14 protein-coding genes are annotated in these 20,955 nt (G+C 72.8%); 11 read left to right on the forward strand and 3 right to left on the reverse strand.

All coding sequences use genetic code 11. The annotated features are described in order from the left end of the window. Window positions 1–35 precede the first annotated feature (35 nt). Both ADY01_RS20120 and ADY01_RS20125 read right to left on the reverse strand, forming a co-directional pair. A complete protein-coding gene (locus ADY01_RS20120; RefSeq protein WP_078900435.1) occupies window positions 36–1,349 on the reverse strand; it encodes a CaiB/BaiF CoA transferase family protein in 1,314 nt (437 codons plus the stop codon). Between the two features lie 105 nt (window positions 1,350–1,454). After that, a complete protein-coding gene (locus tag ADY01_RS20125) occupies window positions 1,455–2,258 on the reverse strand; it encodes an IclR family transcriptional regulator domain-containing protein (protein WP_049575352.1) in 804 nt (267 codons plus the stop codon). Window positions 2,259–2,513: 255 nt separating this feature from the next. Here ADY01_RS20125 and ADY01_RS20130 point away from each other — a divergent pair, with 255 nt between their 5' ends. The 3 genes from ADY01_RS20130 to ADY01_RS20140 all read left to right on the forward strand — a co-directional run bounded on the left by ADY01_RS20130 (window position 2,514) and on the right by ADY01_RS20140 (window position 7,817). Continuing rightward, window positions 2,514–3,962 carry an amidohydrolase family protein gene (locus tag ADY01_RS20130; RefSeq protein WP_049575354.1) on the forward strand — a complete coding sequence of 483 codons (1,449 nt, stop codon included), beginning with the start codon at window positions 2,514–2,516 and terminating at the stop codon, window positions 3,960–3,962. 110 nt (window positions 3,963–4,072) lie between these two features. Then, window positions 4,073–6,040, forward strand: a complete 1,968-nt coding sequence (htpG, locus tag ADY01_RS20135) for a molecular chaperone HtpG (RefSeq protein ID WP_049575357.1) — start codon at window positions 4,073–4,075, stop codon at window positions 6,038–6,040. Window positions 6,041–6,086: 46 nt separating this feature from the next. Beyond that, window positions 6,087–7,817, forward strand: a complete 1,731-nt coding sequence (locus ADY01_RS20140) for an ABC-ATPase domain-containing protein (RefSeq protein ID WP_049575360.1) — start codon at window positions 6,087–6,089, stop codon at window positions 7,815–7,817. 38 nt (window positions 7,818–7,855) lie between these two features. Here ADY01_RS20140 and ADY01_RS20145 read toward each other — a convergent pair whose 3' ends face one another. Then, window positions 7,856–8,347, reverse strand: coding sequence for a nucleotidyltransferase domain-containing protein (locus ADY01_RS20145; protein WP_078900436.1), 492 nt, complete (start codon window positions 8,345–8,347; stop codon window positions 7,856–7,858). Between the two features lie 875 nt (window positions 8,348–9,222). Between ADY01_RS20145 and ADY01_RS20150 the strand changes: the two genes are divergently transcribed. The 8 genes from ADY01_RS20150 to ADY01_RS20200 all read left to right on the forward strand — a co-directional run bounded on the left by ADY01_RS20150 (window position 9,223) and on the right by ADY01_RS20200 (window position 20,948). Then, complete coding sequence (locus ADY01_RS20150) at window positions 9,223–10,236, forward strand: phosphotransferase family protein (protein WP_049575365.1); 1,014 nt, start codon at window positions 9,223–9,225, stop codon at window positions 10,234–10,236. Between the two features lie 13 nt (window positions 10,237–10,249). After that, window positions 10,250–11,650, forward strand: coding sequence for an MATE family efflux transporter (locus ADY01_RS20155; RefSeq protein WP_049575367.1), 1,401 nt, complete (start codon window positions 10,250–10,252; stop codon window positions 11,648–11,650). Window positions 11,651–11,721: 71 nt separating this feature from the next. Further along, the gene (locus ADY01_RS20160) at window positions 11,722–12,972 is read left to right on the forward strand and encodes an SLC13 family permease (protein WP_049575370.1); all 1,251 of its coding nucleotides are present in this window, start codon (window positions 11,722–11,724) and stop codon (window positions 12,970–12,972) included. Between the two features lie 62 nt (window positions 12,973–13,034). Beyond that, window positions 13,035–13,751 carry a hypothetical protein gene (locus ADY01_RS20165; RefSeq protein ID WP_049575372.1) on the forward strand — a complete coding sequence of 239 codons (717 nt, stop codon included), beginning with the start codon at window positions 13,035–13,037 and terminating at the stop codon, window positions 13,749–13,751. A gap of 288 nt (window positions 13,752–14,039) precedes the next feature. Further along, window positions 14,040–15,662: an ABC-F family ATP-binding cassette domain-containing protein gene (locus ADY01_RS20170; protein WP_049575374.1), complete on the forward strand. Its 1,623-nt coding sequence runs from the start codon at window positions 14,040–14,042 to the stop codon at window positions 15,660–15,662. 133 nt (window positions 15,663–15,795) lie between these two features. Continuing rightward, window positions 15,796–18,712: DUF6531 domain-containing protein (locus ADY01_RS41855; protein ID WP_420715726.1), on the forward strand; the 2,917-nt coding region annotated here is incomplete at its 3' end. A 213-nt stretch (window positions 18,713–18,925) separates the two neighbouring features. Further along, window positions 18,926–20,353: an RHS repeat domain-containing protein gene (locus ADY01_RS41860; RefSeq protein ID WP_420715727.1), complete on the forward strand. Its 1,428-nt coding sequence runs from the start codon at window positions 18,926–18,928 to the stop codon at window positions 20,351–20,353. A gap of 31 nt (window positions 20,354–20,384) precedes the next feature. Beyond that, the gene (locus tag ADY01_RS20200; protein WP_049575391.1) at window positions 20,385–20,948 is read left to right on the forward strand and encodes a hypothetical protein; all 564 of its coding nucleotides are present in this window, start codon (window positions 20,385–20,387) and stop codon (window positions 20,946–20,948) included. The last annotated feature ends 7 nt before the right edge of the window (window positions 20,949–20,955 follow it).

The following is a 20,955-nucleotide window of genomic DNA, read 5'->3' on the forward strand; positions in this document are numbered from 1 at the left end:
TGCCTGCCGGAAGGTGATCGGGACGATCTCCAGCCCTACTCCCCGGCGCGGACGATCCGCGACCGCTGGGGCGTGCGAGCGGGGGGCGGCGCACAGCCGCCCGCAGCGGACAGCGCGTGCGGGATCACGAGGGACTTGCATATCGCCTCCGGCCGGGGAGGGACGGCGGGCGCGGGGCCGGGCGCGGCCAGCCAGGCGCGGATCTCGGCGCCGTGCTCGTCGAGTCCCGGCGGGGGGAGCCGGTATCCGGTGGGGGTGTCGGAGAACGTCACCGGGTTGCGCACCGAGGGGACGGCCGCGTCGCCCTCGCCGACCGCGACGACCGGGTCGAGGCCCAGTTCCTCGGCGAACGCCACGCCCTCCGCCACGGTGTTGATCGGCGCGCACGGCACTCCGGCGGCGAGGAGGGCGTCGAACCACCGCGCGCGGGTGCGGGTGGCCAGCCGTTCCACCAGCAGCGGGCGGAGCGCGGCGCGGTGGGCGGTGCGGTCCTGGTTGCGGGCGAACCGGGGGTCCTCGGTCAGCTCGGGAACGCCGAGCACGCCGCAGAGCAGGGCGAACTGCTTGTCGTTCCCGGCGATGACGATCAGCTCGCCGTCGGCGGTGGGCAGCGCCTCGTAGGGGAAGAGGCTGGGGTGGGCGTTGCCCATCCGGTGGGGGACGGTGCCGCCCGCGACATAGGCGCTGGTGTGGTTGACCAGGCCGGAGAGCGCGGTGGAGAGCAGGTTGACCTCGACGCGCTGGCCCCGCCCGGTGTCCGTGCGGTGCCGGAGGGCGGCGAGGATGCCGATGGTGGCCTGGAGCCCGGACATGACGTCGAAGACGGATATCCCGCTGCGGAACGGGGGCCCCTCCGGGTCGCCGGTCAGGCTCATCAGCCCGCTGATCGCCTGGACCATCAGGTCGTAGCCGGGCAGCGCGGCGCCGTCGCCGGAGCCGAAGCCGGTGATGGAGGCGTAGATCAGGCCGGGGTTGGCGGCGGCCAGGGTCGCGTGGTCGAGGCCGAACCGGGCCAGGCCGCCGGGCCGGAAGTTCTCGATGAGGATGTCGGCGCGGGTGGCGAGTTCGCGGGCGAGGGCGGCGTCGTGCTCGTCCTTGAGATCCAGGGCGACGGAGCGCTTGTTGCGGTTGACCGCCAGGTAGTAGGTGGCGGTCTCGCCGCGGACCGGGGGCAGCCAGGTGCGGGTGTCGTCGCCGGCCGGGCTCTCGACCTTGACCACCTCGGCCCCCATGTCGGCCAGCAGCATCGAGGCATAGGGACCCGCGAGGATCCGGGAGAAGTCGGCGACCAGCAGGCCGTGCAGCGGCCCGCGCGGCGCGGCCGGGGGTGCGGTGGCCTCGGCGGTCATGGCGGCACACTCCTCGCTGCCGTTCACTCTGCGGACAGCTGTCCGCCACGGCGAGTCTGTGCGGCGGCGAACGACCGTGTCAAGGGAGGGGGCGAGGAACGGAGGTCAGGAGGGGACGGACACGTGGGGGACGGAGCCGTGGTGCGCGAAGTCCGCGCTCACCGCCGCGGCGGCCTCGAGCAGCAGCGGCAGGTACTCCTCGCGCAGCTTCTCCACGGAGGTCTCGGCGGCGTGCACGGTGACGTTCATCGCCGCGACCACCCGGCCCTCGCCGTCGCGCAGCGGCGCGGCCACCGACCGCACCCCGACGGCGAGTTGCTCGTCGGTGAGCGACCAGCCCCGCCGCCGTACCTCCTCCAGCGCGGCGGTCAGCTCGGCGCCCCGCGGCTGCCGCCTCGCGGTCACCCCCGCCCGGCTCGGCTCGGCCAGCACGCGTGCGAGGTCGGCCGGTTCCAGCTCGGCGAGCAGCACCTTGCCCAGCGAGGTCGAGGGCGCGGGGAAGCGGGTGCCGATGGAGACCGCCAGCGCGATGATCCTGGGCACCGAGACCCGCGCGACATAGACGATGTCCGAGCCGTCGAGCTGCGCCACGGACGTGGACTCCCCGGTCAGCCCGACCAGCCGTTCCATGTGCGGCCTGGCCACGTCCCACAGGCCCATCGACTGCACGAAGGTGTGGCCGAGTTCGAGAACGCGGGGGGTCAGCGCGTACGCGCCGCCGGTCCGGCGCGCGTACCCCAGCGCCTCCAGCGTCAGCAGCACCCGGCGCGCGGTGGGCCTGGCGAGCCCGGCCCCGGCCGCCACCTCGCTCAGCGTCATCGACGCCCGGCCGGGGGTGAACGCCTTGATCACGTCGAAGCCGCGGGCGATGGCCTCGATGAAGTTCGGGTCGGCGTCGCGGCGGGGCATCGGGCTCTCCTGTGGATGGTGGGGCCCGCCGGGAGACCGGTCCGCGGGCGGGCGCGTCCGACGCGAGCGTAGCCGACGCCCGTTCCGCGCCCGACGCGTCGATCGCCGCCGCGGGCGGGGCGCTGCGCCCCCCTTGACACCCCGGCGGCGCGCGCCGCATCGTTGCGCCACGACGCGGGGTGACCGTCAGTCGGACACTCGTCCGTTAACGTGGTGCCCCTCCGGAGCCGAGGACGCCGTGGAGGAGACGCATCCATGAACGCACCCCCCATCGAGCCGGGCCGACCGGTGGTCTTCCGCGGTGGCACGGTCCTGACCATGGACGACCGCGGGACCGTGCTCGACGGCGCCGACGTGCTCGTCCTCGGCGAACGGATCGAGGCGGTCGGGCCGGGCCTCCCCGTTCCCGAGGGCACGGCCGAGATCGACGCGTCGGGCGGGATCGTCATGCCGGGCATGGTCGACACCCACCGCCACATGTGGCAGACCGCGATGCGCGGCTACGGCGCCGACTGGACGCTCACCCAGTACTTCGTCTGGTACTACCTGGAGTGGGGCAAGGAGTTCCGTCCCGAGGACATCCGCACGGGGAACCGGCTGGCCGCCATCGAGGCCGTGGACGCCGGGGTCACCACCACCGTCGACTGGTCGCACGGGCTGCGGACCCCCGACCACGCCGAGGCGGCCGTCGAGGCGCTGCGGTCCATACCCGCCCGCTTCGTCCTGGCCTACGGCAACATCCACGGCGCGCCCTGGGAGTGGGCCACCGCGCCCGAGCTGCGGGCGTTCGCCGAACGGCACTTCAGCGGCGGCGACGACATGCTCGGCCTCCAGCTCGCCTTCGACGTCACCGGCGACCCGGCGTTCCCCGAGCGCGCCGCGTTCGAGGTGGCCCGCGACCTCGACGTGCCGGTCACCACGCACGCCGGGGTCTGGGGGGCGACCAACGATGACGGCGTGCGCCTCATGCACGAGGCGGGGTTCGCGACGCCGCGGACGGTCTACGTGCACGCCGCCAGCCTCACCGCCGACTCCTACCACCGGATCGCCGCCACCGGCGGCTCCGTCTCCGTCTCCACCGAGAGCGAGCAGAGCGCGGGCCAGGGCTACCCGCCCACCTGGGCCCTCCGCTCCCACGGCATCCCCGTCTCGCTCTCCACGGACACCAGCGTCTGGTGGAGCGGCGACCTGTTCTCCGCGATGCGCAGCACGCTGGGCGCCGACCGCGCCCGCGAGCACATGGCGGCACACGCCAGGAAGGAGACCGTCACCCACTGCCACCTGCGCGCCGACCAGGTCGTCGCGTGGGCGACCCGCGGAGGCGCCCGCGCGCTCGGGCTCGACGACCGGATCGGCAGCCTCCGGCCGGGCCTGAAGGCCGACGTGGTGCTGGTGAAGAACGACGCGTCGCCCGTGATGTTCCCGCTGGTCAACCCGTACGGGCACCTCGTGTTCCAGGCGCAGCGCGGCGATGTGCACACCGTGCTGGTCAACGGCCGGGTCCTCAAGCACGACCACCGCCTGGTCGGCGTCGACCTGGCCGCGGCCCGGCGGGAGGCCGCCGCCACCGTGGAACACCTCCGCGGCCGGCTGGGCGAGGACGCCTGGCGGCAGGGCATGAACCCGGAGACCGCGGCGCCCGAGATCCTCGACAACCCCTACACCTACACCGACTTCCGCACCTCGGCCACGCACGGCGGCTGACGGCGCGCGCCGCGGCATACCATCTCCTGGACAGGCAACCTGGGAGCCCGCGACGCCCACGGGGGCGGGGCTCCCGTCAACAGGTGACACAGGTGAGGGAATTCACGACCATGCCGACCGAGACGTTCGAGTTCCAGGTAGAGGCGCGCCAACTCCTCCAGATGATGATCCACTCGATCTACTCGAACAAGGACGTGTTTCTGCGAGAGCTGATCTCCAACGCCTCCGACGCGCTGGACAAGCTCCGCATCGAGGCGCTGCGTGACGGCACGCTGGGCGCCGACGTGTCGGATCTGCACATCGGCGTCGAGGCCGACCCGGAGGCCCGCACGCTGACCGTGCGGGACAACGGGATCGGGATGTCGCACGACGACGTGGTGGGGCTGATCGGCACCATCGCGAAGTCCGGCACCGCCGAGTTCCTCCAGCAGCTCAAGGAGGCCCGGAGCGCCGCGGCGGCGGAGGGGCTGATCGGGCAGTTCGGCGTCGGCTTCTACTCCAGCTTCATGGTGGCCGACGAGGTGACCCTGGTGACCCGCCGCGCGGGCGAGGGGAAGGGCACCCGCTGGACGTCCACCGGCGAGGGGACGTACACGATCGAGACGGTCGACGAGGTGCCCCAGGGGACGTCGGTCACGCTGCGGCTCAAGCCGGTGGACACCGAGGACAAGGTGTTCGACTACACCGCGCCCTCGAAGATCAGGGAAATCGTCAAGCGGTACTCGGACTTCATCACCTGGCCGATCCGGATGGCCGGCCCCGGGGCCGACCCCGCGGCGGGGGACGCGGCGGTCGACGCCGCGGCGGGCGAGCCGGAGGCCGGGGACGCCCCCGAGACGCGGCCGGAGCCGGAGCCGGAGACGCTGAACTCGCGGAAGGCGCTGTGGGCGCGGTCGCGGGACGAGGTCTCCGACGAGGAGTACCACGAGCTCTACAAGCACATCAGCCGCGACTGGGCCGACCCGCTGGAGATCATCCAGGTGCGGGCGGAGGGCACCTTCGAGTACCAGGCGCTGCTGTTCCTCCCCTCGCACCCGCCGCGGGACATCTTCGCGCAGGACACCCCGCGCGGCGTGCAGCTGTATGTGAAGCGCGTCCTCATCATGGAGGACTGCGAGGCGCTGGTCCCCGAGTACCTGCGGTTCGTCAAGGGCGTCGTGGACGCGGCTGACCTGTCGCTCAACGTCTCCCGCGAGATCCTCCAGCAGGACCGCCAGATCCAGCTGATGCACCGCAGACTGGCGAAGAAGGTGCTCTCCACCATCAAGGAGATGCGGTCCAACCGCCCGGAGAACTACGCCACCTTCTGGCGGGAGTTCGGGCGGGTCGTGAAGGAGGGGCTGCTCAGCGACATCGACAACCGCGACGCGATCCTCGCGGCCTCCTCCTTCGCCACCACCCACGACGCCGAGCGGCCGACGACGCTCCATGACTATGTCGAGCGCATGAAGCCGGGGCAGCAGCACATCTACTACATGACCGGCGAGTCCCGCTCGGCCATCGAGAGCTCGCCCCACATGGAGGCGTTCCGCGACCGGGGGGTCGAGGTGCTGATCCTCACCGACGCGGTCGACGAGGTGTGGGTCGGGGCGGTGCCCCCGTTCGAGGGCAAGGAGCTGCGCTCCATCGCCAAGGGCGAGGCCGACCTCGACACCGGCGAGGAGACGGAGGAGGTCAAGGCCGAACGGGAGCAGCGGCAGGAGGAGTACGCCGGGCTGCTGACGTGGATGGGCGAGCGGCTGAGCGAGGAGGTGAAGGAGGTGCGGCTCTCCTCCCGCCTCACCACCTCGCCCGCCTGCGTCGTCTCGGACACCCACGACGTGACTCCCGCCCTCCAGAACATGTTCCGCGCCATGGGCCAGGAGGTGCCGACGAGCAAGCGCATCCTGGAGCTCAACCCCGGCCACCCCCTGGTCGAGAGCCTGCGCCGGGCCCACGCCGACCGCGCGTCCGACCCGGAGCTCCCCGGCACGGCCGAGCTCCTCTACGGCATGGCGCTCCTGGCGGAGGGCAGCCAGATCGGCGACCCGGCCCGTTTCACCACGCTCCTCGCGGAGCGGCTGGAGCGCACCCTGTAGGGCGGAGGCGCGGGGCACGGACGAACGCGGCGGACCGAGGAGCAGGGTGAGGCAGCACGAGGGAAGCGGCGGGGCGGCGCGCCGGGGCGGCCGGGCCCGCCAGGGCCTGGACCGGGAGCTGGAACGGCTCGACGGGGCGCCGTACGGGAGGTACAAGGGGCTCGTCGGCGCCTGGGAACTCCCGGGCGGGTGGACGGTGGAGCTGGTCCGGGCGCAGGCCGACCCGTTCGCGCCACCGGCCCGCGTCGCCATGCACGTTCCCGGTGAACGGGCCGGGTTTCCCGAGGAGTTGCGGAACTCTCCGGTGCGGCGCCGCGCCCTCGCCGGGTATCTGGCGCGGCGCGCGGCGCGGGAGGTGGCCGGGGAGCGGGCCTGCCGCGTGGACGCCGGCGGCCAGGAGGTGCTGGACCGCGCCTCCTGCGTGATCGACGCCGACGACGGCTCGCTCACCCTGCGGCTCGGCGTCTCGCTGCCCGGCAACGGCCGGCGGATCGACGGCCGCACGGCGCGGCGCCTGCTCTGCGCCACGCTGCCGTCCCTCGCCGAACGCGCCCTGTGCCACGAGGCGTTGGACGCGGACGCGGTGCGCGACTTCGTCGCGACCGTGGAGGACTCCGCCGCGCTCCGCGACGCGCTGCCCGCGCTGGGCCTGGTGGCGTTCGTCGCCGACGGCGCGCTGCTCCCGCGCCGGAGCGGGGCGGACGACCGCCCCGCCCGGGGCGCGGAGGTGGTCCCCTTCCGCGCCCCCGACGCGCTGCGGGTGACCGTGCGGCTCCCGAACGCCGGTCCCGTCACCGGCGCCGGCATCCCCGAGGGCGTGACCCTGATCGTCGGCGGCGGCTTCCACGGCAAGTCGACCCTGCTGCGCGCCCTGGAAACCGGCGTCCGCGACCATGTGCCCGGCGACGGTCGCGAGCGCGTCGCCTCCCGGGGCGACACGGTCAAGCTCCGTGCGGAGGACGGCCGTTCGGTGACGCGGGTGGATGTGCACGGCTTCGTCGACCACCTGCCCTCCGGCTCCGACACCCGGGACTTCTCCACGCCCAACGCCTCGGGCTCCACCTCGCAGGCGGCCTCGCTCTGCGAGGCGGTGGAGGTGGGGGCGCGGGTCCTGCTCATCGACGAGGACACCGCCGCCACCAACCTGATGATCCGCGACGCCAGGATGCAGGCGCTGGTGGCCAAGGAGCACGAGCCGCTGACGCCCCTGGTGGACTCGGTGCGTTCGCTCCACCGCGACCACGGCGTCTCGACGGTGCTGGTGATGGGCGGCTCGGGCGACTACCTGGAGGTCGCCGACCGGGTGCTGATGATGGACGCCTACCGGCTCACCGACGTCACGGAACGCGCCCACCGGGTGGCGGCCATGCCCACCGGGCGGCGCGCGGAGGCCGAGTCGTTCCCCGGCGTCGTCCACCGCCGCCCGGACCCCGCCTCCCTGGACTCCACCGTCCGTGGCCGCCCCCGCGTCCGCGCGCGCGGCCTGGACGACCTCGTGTTCGGGGAGAACGAGGTGGACCTGCGCGGAGTCGAACAGCTCACCGACGCCCAGCAGGTCACCGGCGTCGGCCTGGCCCTCGAACTGCTGGTGCGCCACGGCCACCTCGACGGGCGGCGCTCCCTGGCCGAGGCCCTGGACCTGCTCGATCGGGACCTGTCGGGCCCCGAGGGCGTCGCGGCCCTGCTCGCCGTGCGCGACGAGGACTTCGCGGTCCCCCGCCGCTTCGAGATCGCCGCGGCCCTCAACCGCCTCCGCGCGCTCACGGTTCACCGCTGACGTTCGCGCCCGCGGTGGCGCCGCTCTCCCCGTTCGGCTCAGCAGGGGGTGGCGATCCCGAACACCCGGCGGAGCTGCGCCATGTCGTGCCGGTCGCGCTCGGCCGGCTCGTACCCCTGGTGGAAGAGGACCTGCTGCTCGACGGAGAGGCAGGGAACCGTCGTTCCCCCGATGGTGCCCGTCACGAAGCACGAGGCGGGATAGGTGAACGGACGCCCCGGCGTGAGCGAGGTCTGCACCGCCGAGCCGTCGGCGGCGAAGACGAGGGGATGGAGGTCGAGCTCCCGGCCGTCGGACGCCGCGACGACGAAGCGGACGGGCCGCCAGTCGACGGTCTCCGCGAACCCCGCGCCGGAGAGGGCCGTCAGCGCCGCGGGCTCCTGGCCGGCCCTGTGCATCAGGTCCAGGTCACGATGGTCCCGCGTCCGCTCGCCGATCAGGGCGTCGATCCCCCAGCCACCACCGACCCAGACCTCGACTCCCGCCCGACGCAGCAGGGTCAGGACCGCCAGCACGTCATCCGCTGTCATCACCCGAGCAAGGCTAGGCGTTTCGCCGGTGTCGTGTGGTGTGTGGGTGGGGCGGCTTCCACGCCTGGCCTAGGTGGCCGGCGCTTGCCCGGGTGTCGGCTCTCGTTCGGATGCACGAAAAGAGGCACCTGCGGGGGAGGGTTCGTGGGTGTTCGCCGTCCCGGTGACCGGCCAGTTTGTGGATGGAAGAGGTGGGTGTCCGAACGGGCGCAGCGGATGCGGGTGTTGGAGGGTCGGTCTGCCTGTGGTCGGCTGGGGTGGCGCGCAGCTGCTGCCGCCTCTGTGTGCCCTCGCTGGTCATCCGCCGGGCCGGTGGGGCTCGTTGCCCAACCGGGCAGTGGTGGCGGTGCGCAGTCGTCTGCCCCTTCGGGCATCTGGAGGCGGGGACTGTTCTGAAACGCGAAACACTTCGTTTTAAACAGAGTGTTGAAAACAAACCGTGCGCCGTTTCAAAACAGTCCCCGCCCTCCGATGCCCGATAGGGCAACGAACCCACCGGCCCGCTACATAAGCCCGGGCGGCGCGCGGACGACGACGAATACGTGCGGCCAGGGCAGGCCCGAAGGGTGCGCGCCACCCCAGCCCACCACCCACAGACCGACCCAAGACGGCCGCCATCCGCTGCGCCCGTCCGGACACCCACTTCTTCCACCCACAAGCCGACCGGTCACCGGGACGACCCCGACCCACGAACCCTCCCCCCGTAGGTGCCTCCCTCGTGCATCCGCACGAAACGGACACCCGGGCAAGCCCGCGCCACCTAGACCAGGCGTAGAAGCCGCCCCACCCACAACGGACGCCCCACGAGGAACGCCCCGCGCGAGCTACGGTGTGTGCGCCACACGGTGAACGCCCGGTGTACGAAGGAGACCGCCATGCCAGCCGTGACCGAGAGCATCACCAAGAACCGCCAGCCCACCGACGTGCTGCGGGCCATGGTCGCGCGGGCCTACGGCGACGCGCGGGTGCCCGAAGGCGGGGCGTGGTGCGAGGAGTTGGGTCACGGCTGGTTCAACGTGGCCTACCGCGTCCGTCTGCGGGACGGCGAGCGGGTGGTGCTCAAGATCGCCCCGCCGTCCGGCGTCGAGGTGATGACCTACGAGCGGGACGCGATGCGCACGGAGCTGGCGGCGCTGGCCCTGATACGCGAGCGCACCGACGTGCCCGTCCCCGCCGTCCACTTCCACGACGGAAGCCACGAACTGTGCGACGCGGACTGGTTCTTCATGGAGCACCTGGACGCGGACACCCTCGGCATCGTCAAGGACACGCTCACCCCAGAGCTCTACGGCACCTACCGGACGGCACTCGGCGCGGTGAACCGGGCGCTCAACGAGATCAGGGGCGACCGCTTCGGCCCACTGCTCGGAGGCCCGCCGCACGGCGAGGAAAGCGGCGGGGCCACCTGGCGGCAGGTCTTCACCGGGCTCCTTGAGGACGTCCTGTGCGACGGCGAGCGGCGTCGCGTCGACATCGGCTGGGACTACGACGTCATACGCCGGATCCTGGCCGACCACGCCGACTGCCTGGACGAGGTGACGGAGCCCGCGTTCATCGAGTGGGACCTCTGGGACGGCAACGTCATGGTGCGCGACGGCACCCTGGTGGGCATCATCGACCACGAACGCGCCCTGTACGGCGACCCGATCATGGAGGCGGGCTTCGTCGACCTCGGGCAACCGGCGGGCACCGACGCGAACTTCCTGCGCGGCTACGGCAGGGGCCCGCTGACCCCGGGCGAGAGCCTGCGGCGTCGGCTGTACACCGTGCACCTGCTGCTGATCATGGTGATCGAGACCGTCTACCGGGGGCACACCGACCCCTCGCAGTACAACGTCGCGCGGGACGGGCTGGCGGCGGCCGTCGCGGGCTTCGGCCACACGCGCTGACGGCGCGGCCGGGATGGGGCGCGCCGACCGCCGGGAGCTTGCAACGTCCCTGGGCACCCGGCCGGTTGGGCCCCTGCTGTGGAGTTCCACCTCCCAGGCCACCCTGTCGGTCACGACCTACGGCGTCTACGCGCTGACCAACGCCTGGTTCGTGTCCCGCGGCGTGGGGACGACCGCGTTCGTGGCCGTGAACCTCGTGGCGCCCGTGCTGCTCGTCATCGGCGCGGTGTCGACCACGGTCGGGGCGGGCGGCGCGTCGCTGGTCTCCCGCAGCCTCGGCGCCGGAGATCCCCGGGGGGCCGCCCGCGCCGCGGGCAACGCGTTCCTCGTCTACTGGACGGCCGCCGTGGTCATCGGTGGGCTGGGCGTGCTGCTGATCGACCCGTTGCTCACGCTGCTGGGCGCCACGGGCGCGACGCGGGGCCTCGCGCATGACTATGGCGTGATCATCCTGGCGGGCGCGCTCACCGGCACCGGCTTCTCCAGCCTGGTGCGGGCCGAGGGGCGGATGCGGTTCTCCACCGCGCTCTGGGTGGTCGCGGTGGTCTGCCAGATCGTGCTCGATCCGCTGCTGATCTTCGGTTTCGACCTGGGCGTCCGCGGCGCGGCCCTGGGGACGGTCGGCGGGCAGGCGGTCTCGGTGGCCATGAGCCTGTGGTTCTTCTTCGTGCAGCGCGACCGTCCCTACCGCATCACCCTCGCCGACCTCCGCCCGCACGGCCCCACCCTGCGCGCGCTGCTGTCCGTGGGAGCGCCGTCCTTCCTCGCCGGCTTCGGCGCCACGCTGGTCGTGGCCCTCGTCAACAACCTGCTGGTGGCGACCGGCGGCCCGGTGGCGTTGAGCGCCTACGCGATCTGCGGGCGCATCGGCACGTTCGTCCTGATGCCCCATCTCGGCATCTCCCAGGGGATGCAGCCCCTGATCGGCTACAACGCGGGCCGCGCCCTGACGGCTCGCGTCCACCGCGCCAGAACGCTCGCCCTGCGCGCGAGCGTGGTCTACGGGACGGCGGCGTGCCTCGTCCTGCTGGTGGCCGCCGGGCCGTTGACGGCGACGTTCACCGACGACCCGGCCGTGCACCGGGAGGCGACCTCCACCCTGCGGATCCTCGCCCTCGGTTACCCCCTCGCGGGCGTGGCGACGCTGGTGTCGGCGTACTTTCAGGCGCTGGGCCGGGCGCGTCCGTCCTACGCCATATCGGTCGGGTCGATCGCCGCGATCCGGGTGCCGCTGCTGCTGGTGTTCAGCCTCTTCGGGACGCTGTGGCTGTGGATCAGCATCCCGCTGGCCGAGGCGGTCGCCGCGGGAGCGGCACTGCTCGTACTGCGCCGCCTGGGAAGCCCGCGGGAGCCGGGCCGGGAGCGAACGGGCCCATTCCACCGGCTCCGTTGTCCAGGCCGTCGCGGCCCTTGACGCCTCCGCGTGCCGCACCCACTGTGGTTCAGCCACCTGGCGCATTCTGGCCGGAGCCGGAGGGAGCGGCGTTGTCCCCGGAACTGACGTCCATACTCGTCCTCGTGGTGGTCTTCGTGATCGCCACCACCCGCTCGATCAACATGGGCGTCCTGTCCTTCGCCGCCGCGTTCGGCGTCGGGGAGCTGGTCGCCGACCTCGACGCGGACGGCATCTTCGCCGGGTTCCCCGGCGACCTGTTCGTCGTCCTCGTCGGCGTCACCTACCTGTTCGCCATCGCCCGCGCCAACGGCACCACCGACTGGCTGGTGCGGGCCGCCATCCGGCTGGTCGGCGGGCGCGTCGCGCTCATCCCCTGGGTGATGTTCGTGATCACCGGCACGCTCACCGCCATCGGCGCGCTGTCCCCGGCCGCCGTCGCCATCGTCGCGCCCGTCGCGCTCAGCTTCGCGGCCCGGTACGGCATCAGCCCGCTGCTCATGGGCGCCATGGTCGTCCACGGCGCCCAGGGCGGGGGCTTCTCGCCCATCAGCGTCTACGGCTCCATCGTCAACGGCATCGTCGAGCGCGAGGGGCTGCCGGGCAACGAGGTCTTCCTCTTCCTCGCCAGCGCCGTGGTGAACCTGGTCATCGCCGCCGTGCTGTTCGTCGTGCTCGGCGGGCTGAAGCTGTCGGGGCGGGAGGGAGACCGCGCGGGCGAGCGGGAGGCGGGCGAGGACCCGGGGCTGAACCCGGCCCGGATCACCACGCTCGCCGCCCTGGCCGCCCTCGTCGTCGGCGTCCTCGCGTTCGACCTCGACGCCGGGCTGTCCGCCATCACGCTGGCCGTGCTGCTGAACCTGTGCTGGCCCGACGAGGGCCGCCGGGCGGTCGGGCAGATCGCCTGGCCCACCGTGCTGCTGATCTGCGGCGTGCTGACCTACGTCGGCGTGCTGGAGGAGATGGGCACCATCGCCTACGCGGGCAACGCCGTCGGCGACATCGGCGTCCCGCTGCTGGCCGCCGTCCTGCTCTGCTACATCGGCGCGATCATCTCCGCCTTCGCGTCCTCCGTCGGCATCATGGGCGCGCTCATCCCGCTGGCCGTGCCCTTCCTGGCCCAGGGCGAGATCGGCGCGGTCGGCATGATCGCCGCGCTGGCCGTCTCCGCCACCGTCGTGGACGTCAGCCCGTTCTCGACCAACGGCGCCCTGGTCCTGGCCGCCGCACCCGAGGTGGACCGGGAACGCTTCTTCCGCCAGCTGATGGTGTACGGGGGCGTCGTGGTCACGGCGGTCCCCGCCGTGGTCTGGCTCGCCCTCGTCGTCCCCGGCATCGGGTGACCGCACCGGCCCCTATGCTGGGCGTCGGCCGCCGGGGGAAGGGCGAGGGGGAAGGGCGAGGGATGGGCAACGGGGACGGGTTCACGGAGATCACCCTCTCCCCGCTGGGTCCCAAGCCGCGGCGGAAGCTGATCACCCCGGCCTGGAAGTACCTCCGCGGGGCCCACGCCAGTGTCCAGGGCATCTTCGAGGGCATGTCCCTCGTCCGCCGCGCCCGCGCGGAGGCGCGCGAGGAGTTCCGCGGGCGGCTGGCCATGGACGAGGAGAACCTGCTGCGGGCCGCCATCGTGTTCACCTCCAGCGGTCTCGACGCCTGCTGCAAGCGGCTGGTGCGGGACACCGTCGCCCTGCTCGTCGAGGAGAACGAGGCGGCGGCGAGGAAGTTCGACGAGTACGTGAGGCAGCAACTCGCCGGCGGGCCCTCGGAGACGTTCAGCGCGGCGATCCGCAGCAAGGCGCCCCGCACCGAGATGATCGGGCTGTATGTGGCCGCGCGCACGAGCGCCAGCATGCAGGGCAGCGGCGACCTGCGCAGGCGGGTCCGTGACACGCTCGGCATACCGAACGCGACCGTGCCGCAGCAACGACTCGCGCTGCTCGACCCGTTCTTCACCGCGCGGAACCACATCGTCCACGAGATGGACTACGAGAACCCCAACAGCACCGGCACCAGGCGGCATCAGCGCACGATGGACTGGGTCCGCGCCCAGTGCGACGACGTCTTCGCCGTCGCCCAGGACCTCATCTCCGGCGCGGCGGCGAACCTTCCCCGGGGCTGAGACGCCGCGGCCCCGGCTGTTACAGTGACCGGGAGTGACCATGGGCGAGGGAGACCATCGTGGTGGGTGACGACGACATCTCCGGGTGACACCGGAAGGGATCGGCCACGGGTGAGGACGCGGACGCGTCGCCGTGGCCATGTCGGCGTTCAGTGAACCCCCCTTCCGCCATGGGCGGTACCTCCCGCGTTCGCATGCCGCACGCGAGGACGGCGCCCGTCGGCGGGACGCTTCCTCGCCCGCGGCGCCGCCCGCCGGGCGCACGGCCTCCCCGGATTGGTGCTCTCCATGTCCCCCACCGCTCTGCTCGCCCACGACCTCGTCCGCTCGTTCGGCACCCGCCGGGTGATCGACGACTTCTCCCTCACCGCCGCCCCCGGACGCCGGATCGGGCTGATCGGCGAGAACGGTGCCGGCAAGACCACCCTGCTGCGGCTGCTCGCCGGGGTGGACACCCCCGACTCCGGCACCGTCGTCCGCCCGGCGGACCTGGGCTTCCTGCGCCAGGAGATGCCGTTCGACGCCGCGTCGACGCTCTCCGACGTGCTCGATCACGCCCTGCGGGAGGCCCGCGACCAGCTCGCCGAACTCGACGAACTCTCCCGGGCACTCGGCGAGGTCGCGCAGGACGCCCCCGGCCACGCCGACCTCCTCGCCCGGTACGGCGAGCGACTCCACCTCGCGCAGCTGCACGAGGTCTGGGACGCGGACCGGCGCGCGGCGATCGTTCTCGCCGGGCTCGGGCTCGGCCACCTCCCGCACGACCGCGCTTTGGGCTCCCTGTCCGGCGGCCAGCGCAGCCGGCTCGCCCTCGCCGCGCTCCTGACCCGGCGCCCGTCCGCGCTCCTGCTGGACGAGCCCACCAACCACCTCGACGACGAGGCCGCCGCCTTCCTGGAGGGGCAGCTGCGCGACATGCCGGGCACCGTCGTGGCGGCGAGCCACGACCGGGCGTTCCTCGACGCCGTCTGCACGGACCTGATCGACCTCGACCCGGCGGCGGAGGGACCCACCCGGTACGGCGGCGACTACACCGCCTACCAGGCGCGGAAGCGCGCGGAGCGGGAACGGTGGCGGCAGCGCTTCGAGCGGGAACAGGAGCAGCTCGCCGCACTGCGCCGCGCCGCGTCGGTGACCGCGCACCGGGTCGCGCCGGGGCGCGCGCCCACCGACAACGAGAAGATGGGCTACGACCGTTCCGGCGACCGGGTGCAGCAGCAGGTCGGGCGGCGCGTGCGGTCCGCCATGCGCCGGCTGGACGAGCTGGAGCGCGCCCAGGTCGGCCGGCCGCCCGAGCCCCTGCGGTTCCGGGCCCCGTCCCTGGCCTCCCCGCCCCTCTCCCCCGAGGGGTTCCTGCTGTCGCTGCGGGACGTGCGTGTGCCGGGGCGGCTCTCGATCGACCGCCTCGATGTGCCGGTCACCGACCGGCTCCTGGTCACCGGGCCGAACGGGGCGGGCAAGTCGACGCTTCTCGCGGTGCTGGCCGGGGAGTTGGACGTCGACGGCGAGGTGCGGCGCCGCGGCGGGCTCACGGTCGGCCTGCTGCCGCAGGACACCGTGTTCGAGCGGAAGGACCGCACCGCGCGGGAGACCTATGAGCTGGCGCTCGGCGCCGAGCGCGCCGAGGCCGTTCCGCTGGACTCGCTCGGCCTGCTGGGCGAACGGGACGCGGAGCAACGGGTCGGGGAGCTGTCGGTCGGCCAGTGCCGCCGGCTCGCCCTGGCGCTCCTGCTGGCCGACCCGCCGGAGCTGCTGCTCCTCGACGAGCCCACCAACCACCTCTCCCCCCGGCTGTGCGACGAACTCCAGGAGGCCCTGGGCACCGGCCCCGGCGCCATCGTGGCCGCCAGCCACGACCGTTGGCTGCGCGCCCGCTGGACCGGCCGCGAGATCGGACTGACCCCCCGCTGAGGAGGAATTCCGGCCAACCACGGAACCGTGTTGTCCGATACGTCGTGTATCACTAAGATCCGCAGACTGTTCTGAGCACCGTCACTGGGGGGAGCAGACCATGACACGCCCGTCCGACTGGAGTCCGGTGGACATGGACTCCGATCCGACTCCGGGGAATCCGGAGGAAGTCCGCACGCTGTCCGAGGACTTGCAGACGTTCGCCGATGATGTGGGCGAGGCGCTGGGGAAGATCCGGGGGATGGCGTCGGACCGTGCGATGCAGGACTGGTCGGGGCTGTCGGCGGACGCGTTCCGTTCGGAGTTCGACGGGGTCCCGGAGAATCTGACGAAACTGCGGGACTCCTATGACATGGCGGCGGACGCGCTGGGGCGGTACTGGCCGGAGCTGGAGCGTGCGCAGGCGCAGGCGGACCGTGCGCTGGACCGGGCGATAGCGGCGCAGGCGGACTTGCAGGCGGCGCAGAGCGAACTGTCCGGTGCGGAGGACTGGGTGGGGCGTGCGGGGGAGGAGGCGGAGCGTCTTCAGGAGGAGGGGGAGGACCCGGAGCCGCCCTCGGAGTCCGACGTGCGCTCGGCGGTGCGGGATCACGAGGCGGCCGAGGCCGCCGCGTCGGCGGCGCAGGGGCGGGTGGCCGCCGCGCAGGAGAACCTCAACGCCGCCCGCGAACTGGCCCAGCAGGCGCGGGAGATGCGCGAGGAGGCCGCGCGGATCTGCGCGCAGGACATCGAGGAGGCGTCCGACGCGGGGATCCAGAACCGGAGTTGGTGGGAGGACGCGATCGACTGGGTGGTGGACAACTGGGACACCATCGTCGACATCGCCAAGCTGGTCGTCGCCGTCCTCGGCGTCGTCGTCATGATCATCGGCGGGCCGCTGGCCTGGGTCGTCCTCGCCGCCGCCCTCATCGTCCTCGCCGACACCCTCATCAAATACGCCAGAGGCCAGGCGTCACTGTTCGACGTCGCGATGGCGGCGCTGGACTGCATCCCCGGCATGAAGGGGCTGACGACGCTGGGCGGCCTGGCGGCGGGCGTCCGCGGCCTGGCCCGCACCGGCCTGCGCGGCATGGGACGAGGCGCGCTGGGCCTGGGCCGCCGCACCCGCGGCGACGCGATCCCCATGAACGGGCGCAACGCATGCGGCGACCCCGTGGACGTGGCCACCGGCGAGCTGCTGATGTCCGCCACCGATGTCGAACTGCCCGGCGTCCTCCCCCTGGTGATCGAGCGCCACCACATCTCCTCCTACCGCTCGGGCCGCTGGTTCGGCGCCTCCTGGGCCTCCACCCTCGACCAGCGGCTGACCCTGGACGAGCACGGGGTCCGCTTCTTCTGCGCGGACGGCGCGATCCTGGAGTACCCGGTCCCGTTGACCGACCCCGGGGCCACCGTGCTGCCTGTGGAGGGCGCCCGCTGGGAGATGGCCTGGGACGGGCGGCCGGGCTCGGCGATCACCATCGACCAGCGCGACTCCGGCCGCACCCTGCACTTCGCCCCGGTCCCCGGCGCCGCCGCCGGTGAACTGCCCCTCGTCGCCGTCACCGACCGCAACACCAACCGCTACGACCTGCGGTACGACGACCACGGCGCCCCCGCCTCGATCACCCACTCCGGCGGCTACCACGTGGGCGTCACCACCGACTCCGGCCGCGTCACCGCGCTGCGGCTGCTGAGCGACCAGGAGGCGCCCACCCTCCTGCGCTACGGCTACGACGGCGCGGGCCTGCTGGCCGAGATCCACAACTCCTCCGGGCAGCCGCTGACGTTCGCCTATGACGACCAGTGCCGGCTGGCGCGGTGGGAGGACCGCAACGGGACCTGGTACCGGTACGAGTACGACGCCGAGGGCCGCTGCGTGTTCTCCACCGGCACCGACCGCGCCCTGGAGTACCGCTACGCGTACGACGAGGACAACCACCGCACCACCGCGACCAACGCGCTCGGCCACACGACGGTCTACCAGTTCAACGACAGCTTCCAGCTCGTCGCCGAGACGGACCCCCTCGGCCACACCACCACCCGCGAGCTCGACCGCTACGACCGCGCCCTGACCATCACCGACCCGCTCGGCCGCACGACCCGTTACGAGCACGACGACAGCGGCGCGGTCGTCGCCGTCGTCCGCCCGGACGGCCTCCTCACGACGCTGGAGTACAACGAGCTCGGGCTCATGACCGAGGTCGTCCAGCCCGACGGAGCCGCCTGGCGGCAGGCGTACGACGCCGCGGGCAACAGGACCGTGCTCATGGACCCGGCGGGCAACCGCACCCGCTACACCTACGACGACCGCGGCGGCCTGACCGGCATCACCGACCCCGGGGGCGCCACCACCCGCGTCCGCTGCGACGCCGCCGGGCTCCCCGTCGCGATCAGCGACCCGCACGGCGAGACCACCCGGTACACGCGCGACGCGTTCGGCCGCGCGACGGCCGTCACCGACCCGCTCGGAGCCGTCAGCCGCCTGGAGTGGACCGTCGAGGGAAAGCCCTCCCGCCAGACCGACCCGCTCGGCGGCGTGCGTACCTGGACCTGGGACCCCGAGGGCAACTGCGCGACCAGCACGGACGAGAACGGCGCCACGTCCACCTACGAGTACGGCGCCTTCGACCTGCCCACCCACCGCACCGGCCCCGACGGGGTCCGCCACGCCTTCGTCCGCGACCCCGAACTGCGGCTCGTCCAGGTCCTCGCGCCCGACGGCCTCACCTGGGACTACACCTACGACCCCGCCGGCCGCCTGGTCGCCCAGAAGGACTTCGACGGACGCGTCACCACCTACACCTACGACGCCGCCGGCCAGATGACCACGCGGACCAACGCCGCCGGCCAGACCGTCTCCTACCGCCACGACGACCTCGGCCGCGTCATCGAGAAGACCACCTCCGAGGGCGGCCTCGTCACCTTCACCCGCGACCCGCTCGGCCGCGTCGTGCGCGCCGCCGACGGGGGAACGGTCCTGGACCGCGTCTACGACCGCCTGGGGAACCTGGCGAGCGAGACCGTCAACGGCCGCCTCCTCAGCCTCGATCACGACGCGAACGGCCGGCNTCCTGCGCCGCACCACCCCGGCGGGCGTGGTGAGTTCCTGGACCTACGACGCCGCGGGGCGGCCGGTCAGCCTCTCCAACGAGGGGCACCGGGGCGGCGCCGGGTACGCCAGCGCGTTCCACCACGACGCCGTCGGGCGGGAGACGGGCCGCCGCATGGACAACGGCCTGGCCCTGGAGAGGACATGGGACCCGGCCGGCCGTCTCACCGGGATGTCCCTGACCGCCCCCGACGCGACGCCCGTCGACCGGCGCTCCTACGCCTACCGCGCCGACCACCACCTGCTCTCGCTCACCGAGCCGGACGGGACCACCGAGTTCACCGTCGACCCCGGCGGGCGGGTGACGCGACTCGCCGCCCCCGCCAGGTCCGAGAGCTACGCCTACGCCTCCTCGGGCGACCAACTCACCGCCGAATGGCCGCGGTCCAACACGCCACCGACCGGCGCCACGGGGGCCAACGGCGCGACCGGCGCGACCGGCGAACGCGCCTACGAGGGCCGGCTCGTGACCGGTGCCGGGCGCCTGCGGTACGCGTACGACGCGGCCGGGCGGACCGTCCTGCGCCAGAAGTCGCGCCTGTCGAAGAAGCCCGACACCTGGCGGTACACCTGGGACGCCGAGGACCGCCTCACCTCGGTCACCACCCCGGACGGCACCCGCTGGCGGTACGAGTACGACCCGTTCGGCCGCCGTTCCGCCAAGCGGCGGCTCGGCGCGGACGGAACGACCGTCGTGGAGAGCGTCGAGTTCACCTGGCAGGACGCCACCCTCGTCGAGCAGACCACCACGGGCGCCGGGTCCGGCCGGGACGGGACACTGACCTGGGACTACAACGGGCTCCACCCGCTCACCCAGATCGAGAGCGGCGGAGGAGGGGACGCGCAGGCGGAGTTCGACCGCCGCTTCTACGCCATCGTCACCGACCTGGTGGGAACACCGACGCGCCTGGTGGACGAGGCGGGGCAGACCGCGTGGCGGGCCGACGCCACGCTCTGGGGAGTTCCGCTCCCGGGACAGGGCGGCACCACCCAAACACCGCTGCGGTTCCCCGGGCAGTACGCCGACGAGGAGACCGGCTGGCACTACAACCACCACCGCCACTACGACCCGGCGACGGGCCGCTACACCACGTCCGACCCGCTGGGCCTGGCCCCGTCGCCCAACTCGTACGGCTACGCGCACAATCCGCACACCTGGTCCGACCCGCTGGGCCTGGCCGCCCACCCGGGCTCGACCCCCGGCTTCCGGCGGCAGACCGACCACCGGCTGAGCCAGCGGATGCACGTGGACGCGGACGGCAATGTGACGATCAGCGGGCGGCAACAGCTGTATGTGAATCTCAGCGGCGACATGGCGCACACCGTGAATTTCCGCGACGGAGTCGGAGAAATCGTCGCCTTCGACGTCCAGAACTCATTCCTCGATCAGGTCAGGCGAACCGCGGTTCCCCAGCAGAATCCCGTTATGGAGAACGGTGAAACGCTGTTCTCGGCCGCGGAATGGCGGGAGATGAAGAGGCATGCCCCGGAAATCTCCGACCCGACCATGGGAGATGACCTCTATGGAATCCCGGGCTCCATGCTGAATGAATTCCAGAATGCTATCATCCCCGGGTCGGGAAGGATCATCGCGGGCTAGGGCATCTCACCCTGGGCACAGGAGAGTTCACGTGCTGCATGAAACGGCGGACCTGGAGCGGGAAAGGGGACGGCTCTCCGCGCGCCCGGCGGCCGACCCCGAGGGCACCCCCGTGCTCGCCTTTCTCGACGTGGCCGTCCCCGGGGGCGACCGCGACGGATACGCCCGCCGCGTTCGTGAGCCGCTGCGGGCCGCGCTCGACCTGGCGCTGACCCAGCCGTTCACGGGCGAGGAACTGCCGGTGGCGGGGCTCCCCGACTGGTTCGTGCGGGCCGCGGCCTGGCGGCCCTCGGACGCGCCCGCGTTCGCGCTGACCGGCCGGGAGAACTACGCGCGCCACCGGGGAACGAGCGGCGCGTGGGACCTCCAGGACTGGCTCTACCGGTTCGACCCGGAGTCGGAGACGCGCGGCTGGGCCTGGTGGGACCTCACCGTCACCGGGCCGAACGACCTGCGGATCTGGGTCGACACCTGGGGCGAGGCGTCCTTCTCCCACCTCGACCTGCTCTGGGCCGCCTACCTGTCCGGAGCGGCATCGGTCTCCCCGCCCCGCCTCGCGGACGCCACCGCCTGGTCGGCGGAGGCAACCGGCTGACACCCCG

It is taken from the genome of Streptomyces sp. SBT349 (genome assembly GCF_001083795.1).
Taxonomy (GTDB): domain Bacteria; phylum Actinomycetota; class Actinomycetes; order Streptomycetales; family Streptomycetaceae; genus Streptomyces.